This window comes from Pseudomonas sp. FR229a (assembly GCF_030209115.1).
Lineage (GTDB): Bacteria > Pseudomonadota > Gammaproteobacteria > Pseudomonadales > Pseudomonadaceae > Aquipseudomonas > Aquipseudomonas moraviensis_A.
In genome coordinates this window covers 109,905-136,532 of record NZ_JARVSP010000022.1, presented here as the reverse complement: position 1 = coordinate 136,532, position 26,628 = coordinate 109,905, and the positions used below count along the sequence as shown (strand labels likewise).

Genomic DNA, 26,628 nt, shown 5'->3' with positions numbered 1-26,628 from the left:
TTTCTTTGTAAATCAGCACGATAATTTTTGGCTCATCCACAGTTACCCCCATTTGCTGTGGGTGGCTATGTGGATAACTTGTTCGCCAAGCCTTGCAAGCCCCGGCCGGCTTAGTCCAAATGGCAATTGATTACATTTCATACAGTTCTAAGAAGTTGCCTTGACTTCGATTCCTGTGCTGTCTTCACTGCAATGGCACAAGGACAGCCGTCATTTATCCACATCAGGTTCTGGGAGAACGCATGATGGATAGCCAGCCGCACCGCCCCCCGCCCTCGCCACGCAAGCGCACGCTCCGACGCGCTGCCAATCAGCACGCTCGCCTGTAGCGCGCCACATCCGCCAGACCCGCCAGACCGCTGTGCTGTCGCCGGAATTTCTCCGGTGGCCAGGTACCCGTTCGCCCATTGATTGCAGGCAACCGCAGAGTTGCCCCATCTGCCTGATTAGAGGAATCACTTCATGACACGGATCGCAACGCCTCTCAGCGAGATCAAGGAACACTACGATGTGATTGTCATTGGTTCAGGCTACGGCGGCGGTATTGCTGCCTCGCGCCTGTCCCGTGCCGGCAAGCGTGTGTGCCTGCTCGAACGCGGTCGGGAAATCCAGCCCGGCGAATACCCCAACACCATGATCGCCGCCACCGAGGAACTGCAGGTGCATGACCCGGACGGGCATATCGGTTCGCGTACCGGGTTGTTCGATTTGCACGTGAACGCCCAGCAAAACGTCGTGGTCGGTTGCGGCCTCGGCGGCACGTCGCTGATCAATGCCAATGTTGCCCTTGAGCCGGAGCCCGGCGTATTCGACGATCCGCGCTGGCCGCAAGCGGTGCGGGAACACCGTGATACGTTGCTCAAGGACGGTTACGCCCGCGCCCGGGAGATGCTCAAGCCCAACCCTTACCCAAGCACTGCACCGAACCTGCCGAAACTCGACGCCAACAGGAAGTCCGCCGACTACCTCCAGCAGGGCGCGCATTTCTACAAGCCGCCGATCAACGTGACTTTCGACAAGCTGCCGAACAACCTCAACCATGTCGGCGTCGAGCAACTGCCGTGCAACCAGTGCGGCGACTGCGTTTCGGGCTGTAACAACAAAGCCAAGAACACCACGCTGATGAACTATCTGCCGGACGCCTGGAATCACGGCGCGGAGATTTTCTGTCAGGCCGAAGTGCGGCATCTGGAGCGTGATGGCGACGGCTGGATCGTGCATTTCCAGTACCTGGACAGTGGTCGCGAGATGTTCAGTGCACCGACCCTGTTCGTGAAGGCCGACATCGTTGTGGTCTCTGCCGGCACGCTCGGTTCAACCGAAATCCTCCTGCGTTCCCGGGACAAAGGCGTGGTGATGTCCGGCCAACTCGGCGAGAACATGAGCGGCAACGGCGACATCCTCGGCTTCGGCCACAACTGTGAGCAGACCATCAACGGCATCGGTTTCGGTGCGCACCCGGCCAAGGAACTGCATCCGGTCGGCCCGTGCATCACCTCGGTCATCGACATGCGCACCGAAGGCGACTGGCGCAGCCGCATGGTCATCGAGGAAGGCTCGATTCCTGGCGCCCTCGGGCGGCCGATGGTGCCGGCGATGGCCGGGTTTGCCGAGATGATCGGCGTGGCCACTGACGAGAGCTTCAGTGGCAAGTTGAAGTACAAGGAACGTGAAGCCGAAAGCTTCCTGCGCGGCCCTTATTACGGCGCACTGCACAACATGCAGACCTACCTGATCATGAGCCATGACAGCGGGCAGGGGCGGATGGTCCTCGACAGCAAGGATCAGTTGCGCATCGATTGGCCAGGTGTTGGCGAGCAGGAGAATTTCAAACTCGGCAACGAGCGTTTGCACCAGAGCACCAAGGCATTGGGCGGGGTCTGGGTGGAGAACCCGATCTGGACCAAACTGCTCAAGCACAGCATCGTTTCGGTACACCCGCTGGGCGGTTGCGTGATGGGTGAAGACGCGGCGCAAGGCGTGGTCAATCACAAGGGCCAGGTGTTCAGCGGTGCCAGCGGCACTGATGTTTACGCCAATCTCTACGTCACCGATGGCGCGGTGATTCCGACCTCGCTGGCGGTCAATCCGCTGCTGACCATCTCTGCGGTGAGTGAGCGCAACATGGGCCTGCTCGCCGCCGACCGTGGCTGGCAGATCGACTACACATTGCCTTCTGCGCCGCGCAAACCGGTGGCGCCGCCCACCCTCGGCGTGCAGTTTACGGAAACCATGAAGGGCTATTTCTCCCGGGCCTTCACGGCGGCGCAGAGCACCGACCTGAAAGTTTATGAAGCAGCGGCCAAGCGCGGAGAGGCGGACAACTCGCCGATCGACTTCACCCTGACGATCACCGCCAGCGACATGAACCGGATGATCAGGGAGCCGGAACACGCGGCGACCATCGTCGGCACGGTGAATGCCCCGGCACTGTCACCGCAACCGCTGACCGCCAGCAACGGCGTGTTCAACCTGTTCGAGCAATTCGAGCAACAGGTCGATACGCGTCACATGAAGTACGACATGAAACTGACCGCCGAGGACGGCAACGACTATTTCTTCAGCGCCTTCAAAACCGTACCGGAAGATAACGGCGTGCTGAATATCTGGCACGACACCAGCACCCTGTACGTGACGCTGTATCGCGGGCCGGACAAGTCGGGCGAAGTGATCGGCTCGGGAGTGATGCACATTCACCCGACCGATTTCGCCAAGCAGATGACCACCATGAAAGTGCTCAATGCACGCAATGAGCGCGAGCGCATCGAAGGCCTGGCACGGTTCGGCAAGTTCTTCGCCGGGATTCTCTGGGAAAGTTACGGCGGGGTGTTTGCCGGCGATATCTACTTCAACCCCGACGCGCCGCCACGGCTGAAACGACCATTGGATGCCCCCGTCCCGGCAGTGCATTTCTTCCCCACCGAGGATGGCGTCGAACTGCGTCTGACTCGGTACCAGGCCGGGAGCAAGGGACCGGTGATGCTGGTGCATGGCTTGGGTGTGGGGTCGAATATCTTTTCCACCGATACCATCCAGACCAATCTGCTGGAATACCTGTGCAAGCACGATTACGACGTGTGGTTGCTGGATTTTCGCGTGAGCATTTTGCTGCCGGCGAGCAAGAAGGAGTGGAACGGCGATCAGATCGCCCGATACGACTTCAAGGCGGCCATCGCGCAGATACAGCAGCAAACCCACGCCCGTGATGTGCAATGCGTGGTGCATTGCTACGGCGCAACGACCTTCTTCATGTCGCTGCTCGCCGGTTTGCAGGGGGTGCGTTCGGTGGTCTGCTCACAAATTGCCGCAGACACCGTGGTCGCCACCGCGACGGGTTTGAAAGCCGGATTGCACCTGCCGGGGATGCTCGATGCGATCGGTATCAAGTCGATGACCGCTTACGCCGACAGCAAGGAAAACTGGTTCAACAAACTCTACGACAAGGCCCTCAACGGCTACGCGCGGATCGAGGCGCAGGGTTACTGCACCAACCCGGTGTGTCACCGCATCACCTTCATGTACGCGTCGTTGTATCGCCACGACACCCTCAACGAAACCCTGCACGACAACCTGCACGAATTGTTCGGCGAATCGAACATCGAGACCTTCGAACATCTGGCGCTGATCGTGCGCAAAGGACATCTGGTGGATTTCAAAGGCAACGATGTGTACATGCCGCACTTCGATCGGCTGACCATGCCGATCTGCTTTATCAGCGGCGCCGACAACCAGTGTTATCTGCCGGAAAGTACGCTCAAGACCTACCAGCGAGTGTGCGAAGTCAACGGGCCGGAGCGCTACAGCCGGCAGGTGGTGCCGGGCTACGGCCATATCGACTGCATGTTCGGCAAGAACGCGGTGGTCGATGTCTACCCGATCATCCTTGAGCACCTGGAGAAAACGGCCCTCGGCTGATGAAGTCGCTCGTGGCGAGGGAGCTTGCTCCCGCTCGGCTGCGCAGCAGTCGTAAACCCGGCAGATGCGGTGTTTCAGGAAAACCGCGCTCTCAGGTTTTGGGGCCGCTTCGCAGCCCAGCGGGAGCAAGCTCCCTCGCCACAGTGGCCGATCAGGCTGTGTATTTCTTTCTAGGGTCTGCACAAGGAAATGGATGACATGGACAGCTACATCCGCTGGTTTCAACGCTTCATCTGGATCGGCATTGCGATGAACATGGTGTTCGCCATCCCCGCGCTGTTCGCGCCGGGCTTGCTGACATCGGTGGTCGGACTGCCGCCGCAACTCTCTGACCCGTGGCTGGAAAACGCCGGGATGCTGCTGGTCGGCATCAGCGTGTTCTACATGCCGTCGGGCTTCAACGCGCCCCGCTACGTGGTGCATTCCTGGCTGTGCGTGCTGACGCGGTTGATCGCCGTGATCTTCTGGATTTACCTGATCAACACCAGCACCCAGGGCTCGCTGTTCGTGCCGATGTTGATGGGCGATCTGAGTTTCTTTCTGATCCTCGGCATTTTGCTCTACCTCGGCACCACGCCGGCGAACCGACCATGGGCGCTGCTGTGCGATGGCTGTCGCGAATGGCGCGCGGCGTGGCGGCGGCGATGGCAGAGTCACGCCTTCAAGGTCGGCACGCTGATCGTGGTCGCGGTGCTGGGCTTCATTGGTTATGAAACCTGGTATCAGATGCTCCGCGTCGTGCCTGAGCAGCAATACGCGTCGGACGAAGACCACTACAAATATGCCGCTATTGGTCTGGGCATCGAAGCGCGCATCCCCTATTACCTGTTCGCCGTGCTGCCGCAGATGTGCCCGGAGAAAATGCCCAGACCCGGTGGCTGGGAGGTGTTCGGCTTCCTGTTCGAAAACGGCAAGGATCTGCCGATCGGCATGGCCAAGCGGCAGATCGGCTACCCGACCGTCGAGCCGAACTGTGCGCTGTGCCACACCGGTTCCTACCGCGCCAATGCCAGCGACGTCGCCGTCAACGTGCCGAGCGCGCCGGCCAACACTCTGCAACTGCAAGCCTTCCAGTGGTTTGCCTACGATTGCGCCAGTGATCCGAAATTCACCACCGACGCGGTGATGGCGGCGATCAACGGAAAATTCCAGCTGGGTTTCTTCGAGCAACTCTACAACCGCTACTTGATCATGCCGATGGCCAAAAGCGCCTTGCTCAAGCAGAAGCAGGCCTACGCCTGGCAGAAGCTGCGTCCGCAACAGGGCCCAGGCCGCACCGACACCTTCAATCCGACGAAAATGGTGGTGTTCGGCTTCCCGGATGACTCGACCATCGGCACCGTCGACCTGCCACAAGTGTGGAACCAGAAACCCAGGGAATCGATGTACCTGCACTGGGACGGCAATAACAACAAGATCCACGAACGCAATTACGCCGCGGCGATGGCCGTGGGTGCGACGCCGGAATCGGTGCTGCCGCCCAGCTTCAACCGCGTGACCAACTGGCTGCTCGGGCACAAGGCACCGGCGTGGCCGTGGGCGCTGGATCAGGCCAGGGTTGCCCAGGGCAAGCCGATCTGGGAGGCCAACTGCGCGGCTTGTCATGATTTTGGTCGTGCCGATACCGGCCAGGTCACCACCGATATCGACCAGCTCGGCACCGATCCGCACCGGCTCGACTCGTTCACCACCGGTCTGGTGACGGCATTCCACACCTTCAAGAAGCCGCCGTTCGATTTCGGCGCGTATCGCAAGACCCAGAGCTACAGCAACACGCCCACCGACGGCATCTGGTTGCGTGCGCCCTACCTGCACAACGGTTCGGTACCGACGTTGTGGGACTTGCTGCAACCGCCGGAAAAACGTCCGCAGGTGTTCATCACCGGTTCGGACATCTACGACCCGGTCAACGTCGGTTTCGTCACCAGCGGCGCCCAGGCCAAAGCCTCGGCGGACTTCAAATACGACACGCGCCTGGAGGGCAACCACAACAGCGGTCACCTGTACGGCACGACCTTGTCGGACGACGACAAACGCGCATTGATCGAATTCATGAAAACCCTGTGAACCCCTACGGAGAGAGGATTACGCCATGTCACTGGTCAGTCATCTGGAACACGAATATGACAAGGTCAAATTGCGTATTCACGGCTTGTTCACGCGCATGGAAATGGCCTGGATGAAGCTCATCAGCGAGCTGGAGCCGCAGGAATTTCAGGCAATCATCAAGCTGTTGCAGCGCGGCCACGATCAGGCGCATTACGTGCTGAAAAACGGCGAATTGCCGACTGACGAACCGGCGGTGCCGTGGGAGTTGGCCCATGGTCTGTCGATCCTGCGCATCGGCAATGCCACGCCGTTGCCGCAGTCCACCGATCAACTGGCGACCCGGGTGCTCAAGGACGGCAGCCTGCTCGGGTGTCGCAAGTGGGAACTGCTCGATCTGCTGTGGAGCGAGGCGCTGCTGAAGTGGATCGAAAACCTGCGCCATCACGCAACGTTCGGCACTGACCCGGCGGTGGTGCAGATGGATCGCGACGTGACCCTGGCGATTGCCGGCGACTGGGGCACCGGACCGTTCGACAGCCATGCGCCGGCGGTGTCGGTGGCCAACCAGATGCAACTGGCCCAGGCCGATTTCACCATTCATTTGGGCGATGTGTATTACGCCGGCAGTCATTCCCAGGAAGACGTCGACATGGCGGGTTGGCCGATGGGCTCACACGGCTCGTTCACCCTCAACTCCAACCACGAGATGTACAGCGGCGCCCATGGCTACTTCAAGGAACTGGCCAGGCAATTTCCCGGGCAACAGGGCACCAGTTATTTTGCCCTGATCAATGATGACTGGCTGGTGGTCGGGCTGGATTCTGCCTATGCGTCTGATGCGATGAATCTGTACATGGACGGCACCTTGAACGAGCCGCAGATCCAGTGGATGAAAGGCCTGCCGAAACGCAAAAAACTCATGGTGCTCAGTCATCATCAGGGCTTCGATATTTCCGGGCACCACAAGACGGCGCTGTATCAACCGGTGTGCGATGCGCTGGGGCGCGAGCCGGATTATTGGTATTGGGGGCATCTGCACAACGGCATCGTCTATGCGCAGCTGGGCGGTCTGCATGCGCGCTGTGCCGGGCACGGGGCGATTCCCTATGGCAATTCCAGTGAGCTGAACGGGCATTCGCGGGTGTTGTGGTCGGAGACTCAGGACGCCAACGACCCGGCGTATCCGCTGCGGGTGTTGAATGGGTACGCGAAAATCAGGTTGGTGGGGGAGGAGATTTTCGAGGAGTTTATTGGGGAGGATGGCAGTGTGAGGTGGTCATCCAAATAATTGGGTGAATGTCAGGGCGCCATCGCGAGCAGGCTCACTCCTACAGTTGGAATGCATTCCACCTGTAGGAGCTGCCGAAGGCTGCGATCTTTTGATCTTGATCAGCCCTGGACCGGGACGCCTTTGAGGTACGGTGCAGGCTCAGCGCCGAGGTTGTTCAGCATCCGCTCGCTGTACCAGTCGACGAAGTTGACCACGCCAAACTCATAAGTCTTGGAGTAAGGCCCCGGCTGGTAAGCGGTGGAGTTGATCCCGCGCTGGTTTTCCTCAGCCAGACGCCGGTCCTGATCGTTGGTCGCGTCCCACACCTGGCGCATGCGCTCGACGTCGTAATCGACACCTTCCACCGCATCCTTGTGCACCAGCCATTTGGTGGTGACCATGGTTTCCTGGGCGCTGATCGGCCACACGGTGAAGACGATGATGTGATCGCCCATGCAGTGGTTCCACGAGTGCGGCAGGTGCAGGATGCGCATCGAGCCCAGATCCGGGTTCTTGATCCGGCCCATCAACTTCGCGCAGCCCTGTTTGCCGTCGAGGGTCATCGACACGGTGCCCTTGAGCAGCGGCATGCGCACGATGCGGTTGCGCAGGCCGAAACTGGCGTGGGCGTAAGGGATCTTTTCCGCTTCCCAGGCAGCGGCGGACGCGGCAACGTGGTCCTTGAACGCCTGATCGGCGCGCGGGTCGGTGACGTCGTCCCATTCCAGCAGGGTTTTCAACAGTTCCGGGTGCGACGCGTTGCAGTGGTAGCACTCGCGGTTGTTTTCCAGCACCAGTTTCCAGTTGGCCTTCTCCATCAAGGTGGTGGTGATCGCCACCTTGGTGTTCTCCATGTCGTACGGTTCCATGTAATGGTTGAGCGTCGACAGGAAGTCATCGATGGCCGGCGGGTTTTCCGCCAGGCTGATGAAGATGTAGCCGCCAGCGGTTTTCACGTTCACCGGCTTCAGGCCGTACTGCTTCATGTCGAAGTCGGCGCCCATCTCGGTGCCGGCGAACAGCAGGCGACCGTCCAGCTCGTAGGTCCACTGGTGGTAGTGGCAGACCAGCTTGGCGACCTTGCCTTTTTCACTGGTGCACAGGCGCGAGCCACGGTGGCGGCAGACGTTGTGGAACGCATGCACCACACCCTCGGCGCCACGAATGACAATGATCGGGTTCTTGCCGATCTGCAGGGTCAGGTAATTGCCTTTGGCCGGGATCTCGCAGGTCATGCCGGCGATCAACCATTCCTTCTGGAAGATCTCCTGCATGTCGATATCGAACAGCCGCTCGTCGCTGTAGAACGGTTGCGGCAGGGAAAAGGTGCGCTCGCGCTCCTGGAGCATTTGCGCGGTGGCCTTGCGTGCGGGTTCCAGCGGATCGCCCAGGCTGATTTTTGCGGTGACGTCCATCGATGTAATCCTCATGGCCCTCTGCGTGGCCGGCGAAAGTGGCTGATCAGGTGTGCTGCAAAAACGGTTGCTACGCAAGGTGTAAAGAAGTCGTCTTGTGTTGGGGCGAGTGTGGGGCCGGCGCTGGGCGGAACCTTATCCATGCGCGACATGGTGCAATCTGTTCCCGACGCGCAAGCCCCGGTGTTCAAGGGCTGGTCGCGATAAGTATGTCAATGTCGCGGATAGGTAAACGCGCGCTCTGCGCTATACGCAGAATCGCCGACATGAGGCCGACAGTCGGCCGTGGAGAACAGCATGTCCAACAGCTTCCTGAATCCGGTCACCACCCAGACCTGGGCCAATGGCCGACACATTGTCCGTTGCGTCAAAGTCATCCAGGAAACCTGGGATGTGCGCACGTTCTGCTTCATGGCCGACCAGCCGATCCTGTTCTTCTTCAAACCGGGGCAGTTCGTCACCCTCGAGCTCGAAATCGAAGGCCAGCCGATCATGCGCTCGTACACGATTTCCAGCTCGCCGTCGGTGCCGTACAGCTTTTCGGTGACGATCAAGCGCGTGCCGGGCGGCAAGGTCTCGAACTGGTTGCACGACACCCTGCATGAAGGTCAGGAGCTGGCAGTGCACGGCCCGGTCGGGCTGTTCAACGCCATCGACTTCCCGAGTCCGAAAGTCCTGTATCTGAGCGGCGGCGTCGGTATCACCCCGTGCATGTCGATGGCGCGCTGGTTCTACGACACCAACGCCAACGTCGACATGACCTTCGTGCACAGCGCACGCTCGCCGAAAGACATCATTTATCACCGCGAACTCGAGCACATGGCGTCGCGGATCGACAACTTCAGCCTGCACCTGATCTGTGAAAAGCATGGCCTCGGTGAGCCCTGGGCCGGTTATCGCGGTTATCTGAATCACAAGATGCTCGAACTGATGGTTCCGGACTTCCTCGAGCGCGAAGTGTTCTGCTGCGGCCCGACGCCGTACATGACCGCAGTCAAACGCCTGCTGGAAGCGGCTGGCTACGACATGTCGCGCTACCACGAAGAATCCTTCGGCGCCACGCCACCGGAAGCGCGTGCCGACGCAGTGGAGCAAGCCGAACAAGCCGCCGATGCACCGCAAGTCGACGCGGCGGATCTGCATCAGGTCGAATTCATCGCGTCCGGCAAAAGCATCCGCGTCGGCCCGGGCGAAACCGTGCACGCAGCAGCCGCCAAGCTCGGTCTGATGATCCCGAAAGCCTGCGGCATGGGCATTTGCGGCACGTGCAAAGTGATGAAGCTGGGCGGCGAAGTGGAGATGGAGCACAACGGCGGGATTACCGAGGAGGATGAGGCCGAGGGGTTCATCCTGTCGTGCTGCAGCGTGCCCAAAGGCGACGTGCGGATCGAGTTCTGAGTGAGGCGAAGGGGCTGCGTCCGGCTCGCCCCTCACCCCAGCCCTCTCCCCAAGGAGAGGGAGCTGACCGAGGTGTCTGTCGCTTTGCATCGACCTGAGACACCGAGTCGATTATGGATTCAACACTTCACGTTCAGGTCGGCATAATCCTAGAGCATCCCCCAATCAGTCACCTCTCTCCAAGGATGGGGAGCTGACCGAGGTGTCTGTCGCTTTGCATCGACCTGAGACACCGAGTCGATTATGGATTCAACACTTCACGTTCAGGTCGGCATAATCCTTGAGCATCCCCCAATCAGTCCCCTCTCTCCAAAGAGAGGGAGCTGACCGAGGTGTCTGTCGCTTTGCATCGGCCTGAGACACCGAGTCGATTATGGATTCAACACTTCACGTTCAGGTCGGCATAATCCTTGAGCATCCCCCAATCAGTCCCCTCTCTCCAAGGAGAGGGAGCTGACCGAGGTGTCTGTCGCTTTGCATCGACCTGAGACACCGAGTCGATTATGGATTCAACACTTCACGTTCAGGTCGGCGTAATCCTTGAGCATCCCCCAATCAGTCCCCTCTCCCTCGGGAGAGGGCTAGGGTGAGGGGCATCGCTTTTGCGATCAATCCGCCGGTTTGGGATCAGGCCGACATCACCTCGCGAATATCGCGCGCCAGTTCGCGCACGCGCTCCTCTTCGGTGTCCCACGAGCACATGAAGCGTGCGCCGCCTTTGCCGATGAAGGTGTAGAAGCGCCAGTTCTTCGCGGTCAGGGCGGCGATTGCCGGCTCGGACAGTTGCAGGAATACGCCGTTGGCCTGCACCGGGAACATCAGCTCGACGCCGGGAATGTCGCTGACCAGCTCTGCCAGCAGTTGCGCGCAGTGGTTGGCGTGGCGGGCGTATTTGAGCCATGCGTCGTTTTCCAGAATGCCGACCCACGGTGCCGACAGGAAGCGCATTTTCGATGCCAGTTGCCCGGCCTGCTTGCAACGGTAGTCGAAGTCTTCGGCGAGTTTGTGGTTGAAGAACAGGATCGCTTCACCGACTGCCATGCCATTCTTGGTGCCGCCGAAACACAGCACGTCGACGCCGGCCTTCCAGGTCAGGTCGGCAGGCGAGCAGCCGAGGAACGCGCAGGCGTTGGAGAAGCGTGCGCCGTCCATGTGCAGGTGCAGGCCGAGCTCCTTGCAGGTGACGCTGATCGCGCGGACTTCTTCCGGGGTGTAGACGCTGCCGACTTCGGTGGCCTGGGTCAGGGTTACCACGCGCGGTTTCGGGTAGTGGATGTCCTGGCGCTTGAGCGCCACTTCGCGGATCGATTGCGGGGTGATCTTGCCGTTTTCAGTGCCGGCGATCAGCAGCTTCGAGCCGTTGGAAAAGAATTCCGGAGCGCCGCATTCGTCGGTTTCAACGTGGGCGGTTTCCGAGCAGATCACGCTGTGGTAACTCTGGCACAGCGACGACAGGGCCAGCGAGTTGGCGGCGGTGCCGTTGAAGGCGAAGAACACTTCGCAGTCGGTTTCGAACAGTTTGCGGAAATGATCGGCCGCGCGCGCGGTCCATTCATCGTCGCCGTAAGCGCGCTGGTGGCCGTGGTTGGCCTGCTCCATGGCGGCCCAGGCTTCAGGGCAGATACCGGAATAGTTGTCGCTGGCGAATTGTTGGCTCTTGTCGGTCATGGCCGGCTTCCGTAATCGAGACTCTTGTGAAGGCTCGTGGTCAATGAGGATGCGCACTTTACCGAAGATCTTCCGGGGAGCACATGTGATGTCGGGTGCAGAAAATTACCAGTTTATGGGCCGATTATGCACCTGAGCCAACGCGACGGTGCCCTGGATCTGCTCAAGTGGCTGGCGCTGCTGAGCATGTTGCTCGATCACCTGCGATATGTCGGCTTCTCCGTCGACTGGCTGTATGTGCCCGGGCGCCTGGCATTTCCGTGGTTTTGCCTGGCGATGGCGGCGAACCTGGCACGCGACGGTTCGCGGAGGATGGAGTGGCGCTATCTGGGCTGGCTCTTGCTGTTCAGCGCCGTCAGCGAAATTCCTTATCGCTTGTACATACCCGAACCTGACACCTTGAACGTGATGCCGACGCTGGCACTGGGCCTGCTGGTGGCGCGCGCTTGGCAGGACTCTGCGTCAGTGTCGCGATTGCTCGCACTGGCCGCGCTGGTGGTCGCAATGGTTTTTTCAGAACGACTGATGTTCGGTTTCTTCGGCGTGCTGCTGCCGTTGGCGATGCTGCTGGTCTTTCGCCGGCCGTGGTATCTCAGTCTGTTGCCCGGGCTGGTTTGTCTGGCTGCGAACCAATGGCAAGTGCTGCTCGAATCGGCGCGGTTCGGCAACAGCGTGGCGATGCTCGGTCTGGCGACGTGTCTGTTTGCGCCGATGCTTGGAATGTTCCTGTTGCGACATGGGCGACATGTCCGGCCACCACCGATGCGGCGCTGGGCTTACACACTCTATCCCGCGCATTTTCTCTTGCTCCTCGCCGCCCGCCAGTTGATCGCATAACCCCTGTAGGAGCTGCCGAAGGCTGCGATCTTTTGATCTTCAAAGTCAAAGTCAAAAGATCGCAGCGTTCGGCAGCTCCTACAGGGGAACGCATTCTGCAGTCATTTCCAGCCATGTCGTAAACGCACCTTTGCGTGGCGTCCGCAGGCATTTGAGCTGTCTGCGCCGGTCATACCATCGCATCAAAGGGCACTGCCATCACTGCCGGTGCCTTACCGAGACGAATGGCGCACAGATGCCGCTGGGAGAGACGCGATGTTCAGCAAGCAAGACCAGATCCAGGGTTACGACGATGCACTGCTGGCGGCGATGAATGCCGAGGAGCAACGTCAGGAAGATCACATCGAGCTGATCGCGTCGGAGAACTACACCAGCAAGCGCGTGATGGAAGCGCAAGGCAGCGGCCTGACCAACAAATACGCCGAAGGCTATCCGGGCAAGCGCTACTACGGTGGCTGCGAGCACGTCGATAAAGTCGAGGCACTGGCCATCGAGCGCGCCAAGCAATTGTTCGGCGCCGATTACGCCAACGTCCAGCCGCACTCCGGCTCCTCGGCCAACAGCGCCGTGTACCTGGCGCTGATCCAGCCAGGCGACACCATCCTCGGCATGAGCCTGGCTCACGGTGGTCACCTGACCCACGGCGCGAAAGTGTCGTCCTCGGGCAAGCTCTATAACGCCGTGCAGTACGGCATCAACACCGACACCGGGCTGATCGACTACGACGAAGTCGAGCGTCTGGCCGTCGAGTGCAAACCGAAAATGATCGTTGCCGGTTTCTCGGCTTACTCGAAGACACTGGACTTCCCGCGCTTCCGCCAGATCGCCGACAAGGTCGGTGCGCTGCTGTTCGTCGACATGGCCCACGTGGCCGGTCTGGTTGCCGCCGGTCTGTACCCGAATCCGCTGCCGTACGCCGATGTGGTCACCACCACCACCCACAAGACCCTGCGCGGTCCGCGTGGCGGGCTGATCCTGGCCAAGTCCAACGAAGAGATCGAGAAGAAGCTCAACGCCGCGGTATTCCCCGGCGCCCAGGGCGGCCCGCTGATGCACGTCATCGCCGGTAAAGCGGTGTGCTTCAAGGAAGCGCTGGAGCCTGGCTTCAAGGCGTATCAGCAGCAAGTGATCGACAACGCGCAGGCGATGGCCAGCGTGTTCATCAAGCGCGGCTACGATGTGGTCTCCGGCGGCACCGACAACCATCTGTTCCTGGTCAGCCTGATCCGTCAGGGCCTGACCGGCAAAGACGCCGACGCTGCACTGGGCCGCGCGCACATCACCGTCAACAAGAATGCCGTGCCGAACGACCCGCAGTCGCCGTTCGTCACCTCGGGCCTGCGCATCGGCACTCCGGCGGTGACCACTCGCGGCTTCAAGGTCAGCCAGTGCGAAACCCTCGCCGGCTGGATCTGCGACATCCTCGACAACCTCGGCGACGCCGATGTCGAGGCCAATGTCGCCCAGCAGGTCTCGGCCCTGTGCGCAGACTTCCCGGTTTATCGCTGAGTCGGTTCTGGAGTAATGACTATGCAACGCTATTCCGGCTTCGGCCTGTTCAAACACTCGCTCAGCCACCACGAAAACTGGCAGCGCATGTGGCGCACGCCCACGCCGAAAAAAGTCTATGACGTGGTCATCGTCGGCGGCGGCGGGCACGGCCTGGCGACGGCCTACTACCTGGCCAAGGAGCACGGCATCACCAATGTCGCCGTGGTCGAGAAGGGCTGGCTGGGCGGTGGTAACACCGCGCGCAACACCACCATCGTGCGTTCCAACTACCTGTGGGACGAGTCGGCGCACCTCTATGAACATGCGATGAAATTGTGGGAAGGCCTGTCGCAGGATCTCAACTACAACGTGATGTTCTCCCAGCGCGGCGTCTACAACCTGTGCCACACCCTGCAGGACATCCGTGATTCGGAACGTCGGATCAGCGCCAACCGCCTCAACGGCGTCGACGGCGAACTGCTCGACGCCAAGCAAGTGGCTGACGAGATTCCGTACCTGGACTGCTCGAAGAACACCCGCTACCCGATCATGGGCGCGACCGTGCAACGTCGCGGCGGCGTCGCCCGTCACGATGCCGTGGCCTGGGGCTTCGCGCGTGCCGCCGATGCCCTCGGTGTGGACCTGATCCAGCAGACCGAAGTGATCGGTTTCCGCAAGGAAAACGGCGTGTGCATCGGCGTTGAAACCAACAAGGGTTTCATTGGCGCCAAGCGCGTCGGTGTGGTCACTGCCGGTAACTCCGGGCACATGGCCAAGCTTGCCGGTTTCCGCCTGCCGATCGAATCCCACCCGCTGCAAGCGCTGGTGTCCGAGCCGATCAAGCCGATTATCGACAGCGTGATCATGTCCAACGCCGTGCACGGTTACATCAGCCAGTCCGACAAGGGCGACCTGGTGATCGGCGCCGGTATCGACGGCTACAACGGTTACGGCCAGCGTGGTTCGTATCCAGTGATCGAACACACCATTCAGGCCATCGTCGAGATGTTCCCGGTGTTGTCCCGGGTACGCATGAACCGCCAGTGGGGCGGCATCGTCGACACCACCCCGGACGCCTGCCCGATCATCTCGAAAACGCCGGTGCCGAACATGTTCTTCAACTGCGGTTGGGGCACCGGTGGCTTCAAGGCCACACCGGGTTCGGGCAACGTGTTTGCCGCGAGTCTGGCCAAGGGGGAAATGCACCCGCTGGCCGCACCGTTTTCCATCGACCGTTTCCACAACGGCGCGCTCATCGACGAACACGGCGCTGCTGCCGTCGCCCACTAACAGGAGAAATCCCTATGTTGCACATCTTCTGTCCTCACTGCGGCGAACTGCGCTCCGAAGAGGAATTCCACGCATCCGGCCAGGCCCACATCCCGCGGCCGCTGGATCCGAACGCCTGCACCGATGAAGAGTGGGGCGACTACATGTTCTTCCGTGATAACCCGCGTGGTCTGCACCATGAGCTGTGGGACCACGTTGCCGGTTGCCGCCAGTACTTCAACGTCACTCGCGATACCGTGACCTACGAGATTCTCGAGAGCTACAAGATCGGCGAGAAGCCGCAATTCACCGACAAGGCTGGCACTGCGAAAACAGCCACGACGGCGCTGGGAGAGAAGGTATGAGCCAGACCAATCGCCTGTCCAATGGTGGACGGATCGACCGCAACAAAGTGCTGAGCTTCACCTTCAACGGCCAGACCTACAAAGGCTATGAAGGCGACTCGCTGGCCGCTGCCCTGATCGCCAACGGCGTCGACATCATCGGCCGCAGCTTCAAGTATTCGCGTCCTCGCGGCATCTTCGCCGCCGGTTCCGAAGAGCCGAACGCGGTGCTGCAGATCGGTGCCACTGAAGCCACGCAGATTCCCAACGTGCGCGCCACGCAACAGGCGTTGTATCAGGGCCTCGTTGCTACCAGCACCAACGGCTGGCCGAGCGTCAACAACGACATGATGGGCATTCTCGGCAAGGTCGGCGGCAAGCTGATGCCGCCGGGTTTTTACTACAAAACCTTCATGTACCCGCAATCGTTCTGGATGACCTACGAGAAATACATCCGCAAGGCCGCCGGCCTCGGCCGTTCGCCGACCGAGAACGATCCGGACACCTACGACTACATGAACCAGCACTGCGACGTGCTGATCGTCGGCGCCGGCCCGGCCGGTCTCGCCGCTGCCCTGGCCGCTGCGCGCAGCGGTGCTCGCGTGATTCTTGCCGATGAGCAGGAAGAGTTCGGCGGCAGCCTGCTCGATTCCCGCGAAAGTCTCGACGGCAAACCGGCGATGGAGTGGGTTGCCAGTGTCATCGCTGAATTGAAGAACACCCCGGATGTGCTGCTGTTGCCGCGCGCCACGGTCAACGGTTACCACGACCACAACTTCCTGACCATTCACGAACGCCTTACCGATCACCTCGGCGACCGCGCGCCGATCGGTCAGGTGCGTCAGCGCATCCACCGCGTCCGCGCCAAGCGTGTCGTACTGGCGACCGGCGCCCACGAGCGTCCGCTGGTGTATGGCAACAACGATGTGCCGGGCAACATGCTCGCCGGCGCGGTGTCGACTTACGTGCGTCGCTACGGCGTCGCACCGGGCAAAAAACTTGTCCTCAGCACTAACAACGACCACGCCTATCGCGTCGCTCTGGATTGGCTCGATGCCAGTCTGCAAGTGGTCGCCATCGCTGATGCACGCAGCAATCCGCGCGGTGCATTGGTCGAAGAGGCGCGCGCCAAAGGCATTCGCATCCTCACCGGCAGCGCCGTCATCGAAGTGCGTGGCAGCAAGCGTGTGACCGCTGCCCGCGTCGCCGCGATTGACGTCAAGGCACACGCCGTGACCAGCCCGGGCGAATGGCTCGACTGCGACCTGGTTGCCAGTTCCGGCGGTTACAGCCCGGTGGTCCACCTGGCCTCGCACCTCGGCGGCAAACCGGTCTGGCGTGAAGACATTCTCGGTTTCGTACCGGGTGAAGCACCGCAGAAACGCGTGTGCGTCGGTGGTATCAACGGCGTCTACGCGCTCGGCGATTCGCTGGCCGACGGTTTCGAAGGTGGCGTGCGCGCTGCCGCCGAAGCCGGTTTCCAGACCGTCGAAGGCGTGTTGCCGAAAGCCCTGAGCCGTCTCGAAGAGCCAACCCTGGCACTGTTCCAGGTGCCGCACGAGAAGAACTCGGCGCGTGCACCGAAGCAATTCGTCGACTTCCAGAACGACGTCACCGCCGGTGGCATCGAACTGGCAACTCGCGAAGGTTTCGAGTCGGTAGAGCACGTCAAACGCTACACCGCGCTGGGCTTCGGCACCGATCAGGGCAAGCTCGGCAACGTCAACGGCCTGGCCATTGCCGCCCGTTCGCTGAACGTGACCATCCCGCAGATGGGCACCACCATGTTCCGTCCGAACTACACGCCGGTGACCTTCGGCGCCGTGGCCGGTCGGCACTGTGGGCACATCTTCGAACCGGTGCGCTACACCGCGCTGCATGCCTGGCATGTGAAGAACGGCGCCGAATTCGAAGACGTCGGTCAATGGAAGCGTCCGTGGTACTTCCCGAAAAACGGCGAAGACCTGCACGCGGCGGTCAAGCGTGAATGCAAAGCCGTGCGCGACAGCGTCGGCCTGCTCGACGCGTCGACCCTCGGCAAGATCGACATTCAAGGCCCGGATGCCCGCGAGTTCCTCAACCGCGTGTACACCAACGCCTGGACCAAGCTCGATGTGGGCAAGGCTCGCTACGGTCTGATGTGCAAGGAAGACGGCATGGTCTTCGACGACGGTGTGACCGCGTGTCTGGCCGACAACCATTTCGTCATGACCACCACCACCGGCGGCGCCGCGCGCGTACTGCAGTGGCTGGAGCTGTATCACCAGACCGAATGGCCGGACCTGAAGGTGTACTTCACTTCGGTCACCGACCACTGGGCGACCATGACTTTGTCCGGGCCGAACAGCCGCAAGCTGCTCAGCGCCGTGACTGACATTGATCTGAGCAACGAAGCGTTCCCGTTCATGACCTGGAAAGAAGGTCTGGTCGGCGACGTGCCGGCACGGGTGTTTCGTATCTCGTTTACCGGTGAGCTGTCTTACGAAGTCAACGTGCAGGCTGACTACGCGATGGGCGTGCTGGAGAAAATCGTCGAGGCCGGCAAGCAGTACAACCTGACCCCGTACGGCACCGAAACCATGCACGTGCTGCGGGCCGAGAAGGGTTTCATCATCGTCGGTCAGGACACCGACGGGTCGATGACCCCGGACGACCTGAACATGGGCTGGTGTGTCGGTCGCACCAAACCGTTCTCGTGGATCGGCCAGCGCGGCATGAACCGCGAAGATTGCGTCAAGGATCAGCGCAAGCAGCTGGTGGGCCTCAAACCGGTCGATCCGACCAAATGGCTGCCGGAAGGTGCGCAACTGGTGTTCAACACCAAGCAGGCGATCCCGATGACCATGGTCGGCCACGTCACCTCGAGCTACGCACACAACTCCCTCGGTTATTCGTTTGCCATGGGTGTGGTCAAGGGCGGTCTCAAGCGCATGGGCGAGCGGGTCTTTGCACCGCTGGCCGATGGCAGCGTGATCGAGGCGGAAATCGTTTCTTCGGTGTTCTTCGATCCGAAGGGTGATCGCCAGAATATTTGATGGTTCGGCTCCTGGGGAGTGCAGTCGCACCGCGGTGACTTCATCGCGAGCAGGCTCACTCCTACAGGTGATCGCGTACCCCTTGTAGGAGTGAGCCTGCTCGCGATAGCGGTAGATCTGCCTACACAGGGCTCAAGTCAGAATTCAGCAAAGGTGCTTTATGACCACAGCCAACGTGTACCAACAACGCCCGACCACCGGTGCCCGTGCCGAGTCGTCGCTGCACCATGCCGACCTCGCCAGCCTGGTCGGCAAGGGCCGCAAGAACGCCGGGGTGATCGTGCGGGAAAAGAAACTCCTCGGCCACCTGACCATTCGTGGCGATGGTCACGATGCAGCGTTCGCTGCCGGTGTGCACAAGGCGCTCGGCATTGAATTGCCCGGCGCTCTGAGCGTGATCGTCAAAGGCGAAACCAGCCTGCAATGGATGGGCCCGGACGAGTGGCTGCTGATCGTGCCGAGCGGGGAAGAATTCGCTGCCGAGCAGAAACTGCGCGAAGCGCTGGGCGATCTGCACATTGCGATCGTCAACGTCAGCGGCGGCCAGCAGATCCTCGAACTGAGCGGCCCGAACGTGCGTCAGGTACTGATGAAATCCACCAGCTACGACGTGCACCCGAACAACTTCCCGGTCGGTAAAGCGGTGGGCACGGTGTTCGCCAAGTCGCAGCTGATGATTCGTCATACCGCCGAAGACACTTGGGAATTGCTGATTCGTCGCAGCTTCTCGGATTACTGGTGGTTGTGGTTGCAGGATGCTTCGGCTGAGTACGGGCTTAGCGTCCAGGCCTGAAAGATCAAGAGCTACCCCCTCACCCCAGCCCTCCCGAAACGTCGGACCGCCACCAAGGGGGCGAGGGGGAAAGGGAGCCGATCTCGGGTGTTTTTGTGATCTATATTCACCCGCGATATTTCAGGTCGGTGTAGCTCGAAAGAGCACCACGGTCAGTCCCCTCTCCCTCTGGGAGAGGGCTAGGGTGAGGGGAAAACCCTGACACCCCGCACAAAAAACAGGAGTTACCGCACCATGAGCCGCGCCCCAGACACATGGATCCTGACCGCCGACTGCCCCAGCGTCCTCGGCACGGTGGACGCGGTGACGCGTTTTCTGTTCGAGCAGGGCTGTTATGTGACCGAGCACCACTCGTTCGATGATCGCCTCTCCGGGCGCTTCTTCATTCGCGTGGAATTCCGCCAGCCGGACGGTTTTGACGAGCAATCTTTCCGCGCAGGCCTTGCCGAGCGAGGGCAGGCGTTCGGCATGCTCTTCGAGCTGACCGCGCCGAACTACCGGCCGAAAGTGGTGATCATGGTCTCCAAGGCCGATCACTGCCTCAATGACTTGCTCTACCGCCAGCGCATCGGCCAGTTGTCGATGGACGTGGCGGCGGTGGTGTCCAACCATCCGGATCTGAAACCGCTGGCCGACTGGCACCAGATTCCCTACTACCATTTCCCTCTCGACCCCAATGACAAACCGGCGCAGGAGCGTCAGGTCTGGCAGGTGATTGAAGAGGCCGGTGCCGAACTGGTGATCCTCGCCCGCTACATGCAGGTGCTGTCGCCGGAGCTGTGCCGCAAGCTCGACGGCAAGGCGATCAACATTCATCACTCGCTGCTGCCGGGCTTCAAGGGCGCCAAGCCTTATCACCAGGCTTACAACAAGGGCGTGAAACTGGTTGGCGCAACGGCGCACTACATCAACAACGACCTCGATGAAGGGCCGATCATCGCCCAGGGCGTCGAGGCGGTGGACCACAGTCATTATCCCGAGGATCTGATCGCCAAGGGGCGCGATATCGAAGGCCTGACGCTGGCGCGGGCCGTTGGGTATCACATTGAGCGGAGGGTGTTTCTCAACGCCAATCGTACGGTCGTTCTTTAGATAGCTATCGCGAGCAGGCTCACTCCTACAAGGGGTACGCATTCCAATGTAGGAGTGAGCCTGCTCGCGAAGGGGCCATAACTGACAACGCAAGACCAACAAGCAATACCCGAGCACTCAACGCGCCGCCCAACCGGGGCAGCGCAGTTCCATAAAAACAACAGCGAGGTGAAAGCATGTCTGGCAATCGTGGTGTGGTGTATCTCGGCGCTGGCAAGGTCGAAGTACAGAAAATCGACTACCCGAAAATGCAGGACCCGCGCGGTCGCAAGATCGAGCACGGGGTCATTCTCAAAGTGGTTTCCACCAACATCTGCGGCTCCGACCAGCACATGGTGCGCGGCCGGACCACGGCGCAGACCGGTCTGGTGCTGGGCCACGAGATCACCGGTGAGGTGATCGAAAAGGGCTCTGACGTCGAGAACCTGAAGATCGGCGATCTGGTCTCCGTTCCGTTCAACGTGGCTTGCGGGCGCTGCCGTTCCTGCAAAGAGCAACATACCGGCGTCTGCCTGACCGTCAACCCGGCCCGTGCCGGCGGCGCATACGGCTACGTCGACATGGGCGACTGGACCGGCGGCCAGGCTGAATACGTGCTGGTGCCGTACGCCGACTTCAACCTGCTGAAACTGCCGGACCGCGATAAGGCCATGGAGAAAATCCGTGACCTGACCTGCCTCTCCGACATCCTCCCGACCGGTTACCACGGCGCGGTCACTGCCGGCGTCGGCCCGGGCAGCAGCGTTTACATCGCCGGCGCCGGTCCGGTCGGTCTGGCCGCAGCCGCTTCTGCACGTTTGCTCGGTGCGGCGGTGGTGATCGTCGGCGACGTCAACACCATCCGCCTGGCCCACGCCAAGGCCCAGGGCTTTGAAGTCGTCGACCTGTCCAAGGACACCCCGCTGCACGAACAGATCGCCGCACTGCTGGGCGAACCTGAAGTCGACTGCGCGGTGGACTGCGTCGGTTTCGAAGCCCGCGGCCACGGCCACGATGGCGTCAAGGCCGAGGCTCCGGCCACCGTGCTCAACTCACTGATGGGCGTGGTGCGCGTTGCCGGCAAGATCGGCATCCCGGGCCTGTACGTCACCGAAGATCCGGGCGCCGTGGACGCTGCTGCGAAAATGGGCAGCCTGAGCATTCGCTTCGGCCTGGGCTGGGCCAAGTCGCACAGCTTCCACACCGGTCAGACCCCAGTGATGAAGTACAACCGCCAACTGATGCAGGCGATCATGTGGGATCGCATCAATATCGCCGAAGTGGTGGGCGTGCAAGTGATCAGCCTCGACCAGGCGCCGGAAGGTTATGGCGAGTTCGATGCGGGTGTGCCGAAGAAGTTTGTGATCGACCCGCACAAGTTGTTTAGTGCGGCGTAGGGTTTTTCCGAAACGTAAAACGGCGACCTCAGGGTCGCCGTTTTTTTATGGTCGCGCGTTTCACATTTTCTCGACGAGCCGTGGCTGAGAATGGACCTGCAGCCCGGAACATGCCACCGGATCCCCGGTCAAACCGGCAGTTTTACTGCCCATTCTGCGGGCGGTTTTTACAGCGCAAGAGGATGTCTGAATGAAGATTTCACGCGGTTTTGCCTTGGCATCGCTCCTGACCCTGGCCGCCGGGCCGGTATTTGCCGGTTTCAGTTTGAACGACGTGGCCGGTGTGGTTTCGGGGATGGAGGGTGGTGACAAGGCGGCCGCTGCGGCGCCGACCTCGGAGACCGCCGGTTTGCTCAGCGCCCTCAGTGCGCTGGATGTCACGCCGGAGCAGGCCGTAGGCGGCACCAGCGCGATGCTCGGGCTGGCGAAGAATCAATTGAGCAGTACCGACTACTCGCAACTGGCCAAGGAAGTGCCGGGCATCGACAAATTGTCCGGTGGCAGCGGCAATCTGGCGGCGCTCGGGGCGTTGCTCGGTTCGTCCGGCAAGTCCGCTGGCCTGGAAAATGCGCTGGGCAATGTCAAAGACAGCAACGACCTGAACAACGCGTTCAGCGCGCTGGGCATGGACAGCGGCATGATCGGCCAGTTTGCCCCGGTGCTCCTGCAATACCTCGGTCAGCAGGGCGTCGGCGGTTCGCTGTTGAGCAGCCTCGGCAACATCTGGGGCACCGGCACCGGCAGTTGAGTCAGCGGCGCTCGTTGCGCAACGCGACGATGCGCTGATCCTTCTCGGTCCAGAGCTGGTTGACCCAGTTCTGGACGCGCTGGCGGAACGCCGGATCTTTCTCGTAATCGCCCTGCCACAGCCCCGGGTCGAGTTCGCGGGTCTTGATGTCGATGATCACCCGCGGCACGTTGCCGCTGATCAGGTCCCAGAAGCCCGGAATCTTCTCCTGCGGATACACCACCGTCACGTCGAGCATCGCGTCGAGCTGTTCGCCCATCGCCGCCAGCACGAACGCCACACCGCCGGCCTTGGGTTTGAGCAGGTGGCTGAACGGTGAGTCCTGCTGGGTGCTTTTCGCCAGGGTGTAGCGGGTGCCTTCGAGATAATTCACCACCGTCACTGGCTGGCGCTTGAACAGCTCGCAAGCGGCTTTGGTGATTTCCAGATCCTTGCCCGCCAGTTCCGGGTTCTTCGCCAGAAAGGCCTTGGTGTAGCGCTTCATGAACGGGTAATCCAGCGCCCACCACGCCAGGCCGAGAAACGGCACCCAGATCAGCTCTTTCTTGAGGAAGAACTTGAAGAACGGCGTGCGTCGGTTGAGGGTCTGGATCAGCGCCGGAATGTCGACCCAGGATTGATGGTTGCTGACCACCAGATATGACGTGTCGCGGCGCAGATCGTCGCCGCCGCGAATGTCCCACTGCGTCGGGATGCACAGCCGGAAGATCAGCTTATCGATCTCGGCCCAGGTCTCAGCAATCCACATCACCGCCCACGACGCGTAATCACGCCAGCGCCCGGGCGCGATCAGCTTGAGCAGGGCAAACACCATCAACGGCCCGATCAGAATCAGGGTGTTGAGCAACAACAGCAGGGTGACCAAACAGCCGGTGAGCAGGCGGCGCATAAGCAACTCTATGAAGTGGCAGGGGCGGGCCATGATAAGCAGCTTCGCGCGACAGGCCAAATCGGCGCTGACGAATGTTTCACTTTTAAAGCGTTAGTCTTCAGCGCTGATCCGCAACCCTGTGGCGAGGGAGCTTGCTCCCGCTGGGCTGCGAAGCAGCCCCAGGCACATGCGCTTCGGTGTGCCAGTAGAGTCGCAAATCAGGCTTTACGACGACTGCGTCGCCGAGCGGGAGCAAGCTCCCTCGCCACAGAGGTTGGCGCTACTCCAACTTCCGCACATTTGCGCGGTCTAGAATCTGGCGCTGAGCCCACTCTTTCAGGAAGCCCCTTACGTGAAATCCCTCCTTGCTCTGTTTGCCCTCGTCACGCTGCCGGTCATGGCTGCCGAACCGACGCTGTACGGTCGCTACGAATACATCGCGCTGCCGGAAATCGGCGGCGAAGTGCTCAAGGCCAAGATGGACACCGGTGCGCTGACCGCCTCGCTGTCGGCCAAGGACATCGAGACCTTCACCCGCGATGGCGAAGACTGGGTGCGTTTCCGCCTCGCCACCAAGGACGCCAGCAACAAGGTTTTCGAACACAAGGTCGCGCGCATCAGCAAGATCAAAAGCCGTTCCGACGAGGACGATGACGAGCGCGACAGCAGCGATGTCGCCAAGCGCCCGGTGGTCGATCTGGAACTGTGCCTGGGTAACGTCAAGCGCACCGTGGAGGTCAACCTGACCGACCGCAGCCACTTCAACTACCCGCTGCTGATCGGCGCCAAGGCCTTGCGCGAGTTCGGCGCGGCGGTCAATCCGGCGCGGCGTTACACCGCCGACAAGCCTGACTGCTAAGTGGTCCGATTGACGTAACCCCGGGCTTGGGGCACCGTTCGCGCATTACCTGCCACGGGCTCGGACGCCATGCCGCACATCCTGATTGTCGAAGACGAAGCGGCGATTGCCGACACGCTGATTTTTGCCTTGCAGGGCGAGGGCTTCACAACCACGTGGCTGAGCCTCGGCGCGGCGGCGCTGGAGCATCAGCGGCAGACCCCGGCCGACCTGATCATTCTCGATATCGGCCTGCCGGACATCAGCGGCTTCGAAACCTGCAAGCAGCTGCGGCGCTTCACTGAAGTGCCGGTGCTGTTTCTCAGCGCGCGCGATGCCGAGATCGACCGTGTGGTCGGCCTCGAGATCGGCGCCGACGATTACGTCGTCAAACCGTTCAGCCCGCGTGAAGTGGCGGCGCGGGTCAAAGCCATCCTCAAGCGCATGGCGCCGCGCCCGACCCCGGAAGCAGGCGCAACGCTGTTTCGCATCGATCCCGAACGCGTGCAGATCAGCTATCGCGGCCAGCCGCTGAGCCTGACCCGCCATGAATTCCGTCTGCTGCAATGCCTGCTCGAACAACCCGAACGAGTGTTCAGCCGCGAGCAATTGCTTGATGCGCTGGGCGTTGCCGCTGATGCCGGTTACGAGCGCAGCATCGACAGCCACATCAAAAGCCTGCGCGCCAAGTTGCGCCTGGTGCGCGCCGAGGCCGAGCCGATCCAGACTCATCGCGGCCTCGGTTACAGCTACAGCCCGGTGCACAGCTGATGTCGTTGGGCCTGCGGATCTTTCTGGTGTACGTGCTGTTTGTCGGCCTGACCGGCTATTTCGTCCTTAACACGGTGATGGAAGAAATCCGCCCCGGCGTGCGTCAGTCCACCGAAGAGACGCTGGTGGATACCGCCAACCTGATGGCGGAAATCCTCCGTGACGATTTCAAGGCCGGCACCCTCAGCGAGAACCGCTGGCCGCAACTGCTCCGCGCCTATGGCGAGCGGCAGCCGCAAGCGACGATCTGGGGCTTGCCGAAGAATCAGGTCAACCATCGCATCTACGTTACCGACGCCAAAGGCATCGTCGTGCTCGACTCCAGCGGCGTCGCCGTCGGCCAGGATTATTCGCGCTGGAACGACGTCTACCTGACCCTGCGCGGCGAGTACGGTGCGCGCTCCAGCCGTAGCGATCCTGACGACGCGAATTCCTCGGTGATGCACGTCGGCGCGCCGATCCGTGACAACGGCAAGATCATCGGCGTGGTCACCGTGGCCAAGCCCAACAGCTCGCTGCAGCCCTATGTCGATCGCACCGAGCGGCGCTTGCTGTTTTACGGCGCCGGGCTGATCGGCCTCGGTCTGCTGTTCGGTGCGTTGCTGTCGTGGTGGCTGAGTCGTGCGCTGCACCGGTTGACCGGTTATGCCCACGCGGTGAGCGAAGGTCGACGTGTGGAAGTGCCGCACTATCGCGGCGGCGAACTGGAGCAATTGGCCATGGCGGTCGAGCAGATGCGCACGCAGCTCGAAGGCAAGGCCTACGTCGAGCGCTATGTGCACACCCTGACCCATGAATTGAAAAGTCCGCTGGCGGCGATTCGAGGTGCGGCGGAGTTGCTGCAAAGTGATATGCCGCCCGTCCAGCGTTTGCGTTTTGTCGCCAACATCGACAGCGAAAGCGCGCGAATGCAGCAGTTGATCGAGCGCCTGCTCAATCTGGCGCAGGTCGAGCAGCGCCAAGGGCTGGAGGAACGGGTGGCAGTGCCGCTGGCGCTGTTGGTCGCAGAACTGCTCAAGGCGCAGGCGGCGCGAATCGAGGGCAGGCACCTGCGTATCGAGCAAACGATCGGCGAGGAACTGCTGCTGATTGGCGAGCCGTTTCTGCTGCGTCAGGCCTTGGGCAACCTGCTGGAAAACGCACTGGATTTCACCCCGACGCAGGGCCTGTTGCGCTTGAGTGCCGAGCGGGTTGGCGAGCAGGTCGAGTTTCGCCTGTTCAACCAGACCACGGCGATTCCCGATTACGCCTTGCCGCGATTGACCGAGCGTTTTTACTCGCTGCCGCGCCCGGACAGCGGGCGCAAGAGCACCGGGTTAGGGCTGAACTTCGTTGAGGAAGTAGTCAAGTTGCATGGCGGGGCGATGCGCATTGGCAATGTCGAAAATGGTGTTGAGGTATCGTTGCGCCTGCCTTGAACATGATCCATGTGGCGAGGGAGCTTGCTC

At 61.2% G+C, this 26,628-nt stretch carries 19 protein-coding genes; 16 read left to right on the top strand and 3 right to left on the bottom strand.

Annotated elements, in window-relative coordinates:
- Window positions 1-462 precede the first annotated feature (462 nt).
- The 3 genes from QRN33_RS18515 to QRN33_RS18505 all read left to right on the top strand — a co-directional run bounded on the left by QRN33_RS18515 (window position 463) and on the right by QRN33_RS18505 (window position 7,252).
- Window positions 463-3,915, top strand: coding sequence for a GMC oxidoreductase (locus tag QRN33_RS18515; RefSeq protein ID WP_285409503.1), 3,453 nt, complete (start codon window positions 463-465; stop codon window positions 3,913-3,915).
- 198 nt (window positions 3,916-4,113) lie between these two features.
- Entirely contained in the window at window positions 4,114-5,982 is a 1,869-nt protein-coding gene (locus QRN33_RS18510; protein WP_285409502.1) for a c-type cytochrome, read from the top strand.
- A gap of 25 nt (window positions 5,983-6,007) precedes the next feature.
- The gene (locus QRN33_RS18505; RefSeq protein ID WP_285409501.1) at window positions 6,008-7,252 is read left to right on the top strand and encodes a metallophosphoesterase family protein; all 1,245 of its coding nucleotides are present in this window, start codon (window positions 6,008-6,010) and stop codon (window positions 7,250-7,252) included.
- A 101-nt stretch (window positions 7,253-7,353) separates the two neighbouring features.
- Here the strand turns inward: QRN33_RS18505 and gbca are convergent, their stop codons facing one another.
- The gene (gene gbca / locus QRN33_RS18500) at window positions 7,354-8,649 is read right to left on the bottom strand and encodes a glycine betaine monooxygenase oxygenase subunit (RefSeq protein WP_039757637.1); all 1,296 of its coding nucleotides are present in this window, start codon (window positions 8,647-8,649) and stop codon (window positions 7,354-7,356) included.
- A 297-nt stretch (window positions 8,650-8,946) separates the two neighbouring features.
- Between gbca and gbcB the strand changes: the two genes are divergently transcribed.
- Window positions 8,947-10,047, top strand: coding sequence for a glycine betaine monooxygenase reductase subunit (gene gbcB / locus QRN33_RS18495; protein ID WP_064365314.1), 1,101 nt, complete (start codon window positions 8,947-8,949; stop codon window positions 10,045-10,047).
- Window positions 10,048-10,674: 627 nt separating this feature from the next.
- Here the strand turns inward: gbcB and QRN33_RS18490 are convergent.
- On the bottom strand, window positions 10,675-11,715 hold the full coding sequence (locus QRN33_RS18490; RefSeq protein WP_042606642.1) for a threonine aldolase family protein: 1,041 nt from the start codon (window positions 11,713-11,715) through the stop codon (window positions 10,675-10,677).
- A 126-nt stretch (window positions 11,716-11,841) separates the two neighbouring features.
- Between QRN33_RS18490 and QRN33_RS18485 the strand changes: the two genes are divergently transcribed.
- The 9 genes from QRN33_RS18485 (at window position 11,842) to QRN33_RS18445 (ending at window position 22,700) form a co-directional block, all read left to right on the top strand.
- Window positions 11,842-12,552: a TraX family protein gene (locus tag QRN33_RS18485; RefSeq protein WP_285409500.1), complete on the top strand. Its 711-nt coding sequence runs from the start codon at window positions 11,842-11,844 to the stop codon at window positions 12,550-12,552.
- 255 nt (window positions 12,553-12,807) lie between these two features.
- Window positions 12,808-14,061: a serine hydroxymethyltransferase gene (glyA, locus tag QRN33_RS18480; RefSeq protein ID WP_042606644.1), complete on the top strand. Its 1,254-nt coding sequence runs from the start codon at window positions 12,808-12,810 to the stop codon at window positions 14,059-14,061.
- A gap of 21 nt (window positions 14,062-14,082) precedes the next feature.
- Window positions 14,083-15,333: a sarcosine oxidase subunit beta gene (locus tag QRN33_RS18475; RefSeq protein WP_285409499.1), complete on the top strand. Its 1,251-nt coding sequence runs from the start codon at window positions 14,083-14,085 to the stop codon at window positions 15,331-15,333.
- A 14-nt stretch (window positions 15,334-15,347) separates the two neighbouring features.
- Window positions 15,348-15,677 (top strand): sarcosine oxidase subunit delta, encoded by a 330-nt coding sequence (locus tag QRN33_RS18470; RefSeq protein WP_016772830.1) that lies wholly within the window; start codon window positions 15,348-15,350, stop codon window positions 15,675-15,677.
- Window positions 15,674-18,691, top strand: coding sequence for a sarcosine oxidase subunit alpha (locus tag QRN33_RS18465; RefSeq protein WP_042606646.1), 3,018 nt, complete (start codon window positions 15,674-15,676; stop codon window positions 18,689-18,691). Before QRN33_RS18470 ends, QRN33_RS18465 begins: the two co-directional genes overlap by 4 nt.
- Before the next feature lie 160 nt (window positions 18,692-18,851).
- Window positions 18,852-19,484: a sarcosine oxidase subunit gamma gene (locus QRN33_RS18460; protein WP_016772832.1), complete on the top strand. Its 633-nt coding sequence runs from the start codon at window positions 18,852-18,854 to the stop codon at window positions 19,482-19,484.
- Window positions 19,485-19,718: 234 nt separating this feature from the next.
- Complete coding sequence (gene purU, locus QRN33_RS18455; protein WP_039757644.1) at window positions 19,719-20,576, top strand: formyltetrahydrofolate deformylase; 858 nt, start codon at window positions 19,719-19,721, stop codon at window positions 20,574-20,576.
- Window positions 20,577-20,752: 176 nt separating this feature from the next.
- Complete coding sequence (gene fdhA, locus QRN33_RS18450; RefSeq protein WP_016772834.1) at window positions 20,753-21,952, top strand: formaldehyde dehydrogenase, glutathione-independent; 1,200 nt, start codon at window positions 20,753-20,755, stop codon at window positions 21,950-21,952.
- A gap of 190 nt (window positions 21,953-22,142) precedes the next feature.
- The gene (locus QRN33_RS18445) at window positions 22,143-22,700 is read left to right on the top strand and encodes a DUF2780 domain-containing protein (protein ID WP_285409498.1); all 558 of its coding nucleotides are present in this window, start codon (window positions 22,143-22,145) and stop codon (window positions 22,698-22,700) included.
- A 1-nt stretch (window position 22,701) separates the two neighbouring features.
- On the opposite strand, the gene yihG is transcribed toward QRN33_RS18445, so the two are convergent.
- Window positions 22,702-23,589 (bottom strand): 1-acylglycerol-3-phosphate O-acyltransferase, YihG family, encoded by an 888-nt coding sequence (gene yihG, locus QRN33_RS18440; protein WP_064365309.1) that lies wholly within the window; start codon window positions 23,587-23,589, stop codon window positions 22,702-22,704.
- A 334-nt stretch (window positions 23,590-23,923) separates the two neighbouring features.
- On the opposite strand from yihG, the gene rloA2 reads away from it, so the two are divergent.
- From rloA2 to creC, 3 genes are all read left to right on the top strand, one after another.
- Window positions 23,924-24,430, top strand: a complete 507-nt coding sequence (gene rloA2 / locus QRN33_RS18435; protein WP_285409497.1) for a retropepsin-like aspartic peptidase RloA2 — start codon at window positions 23,924-23,926, stop codon at window positions 24,428-24,430.
- Between the two features lie 69 nt (window positions 24,431-24,499).
- Complete coding sequence (gene creB, locus QRN33_RS18430; protein WP_285409496.1) at window positions 24,500-25,180, top strand: two-component system response regulator CreB; 681 nt, start codon at window positions 24,500-24,502, stop codon at window positions 25,178-25,180.
- Window positions 25,180-26,598 carry a two-component system sensor histidine kinase CreC gene (gene creC, locus QRN33_RS18425; RefSeq protein WP_285409495.1) on the top strand — a complete coding sequence of 473 codons (1,419 nt, stop codon included), beginning with the start codon at window positions 25,180-25,182 and terminating at the stop codon, window positions 26,596-26,598. The genes creB and creC overlap by 1 nt, the downstream gene beginning before the upstream one ends.
- Window positions 26,599-26,628: the final 30 nt, after the last annotated feature.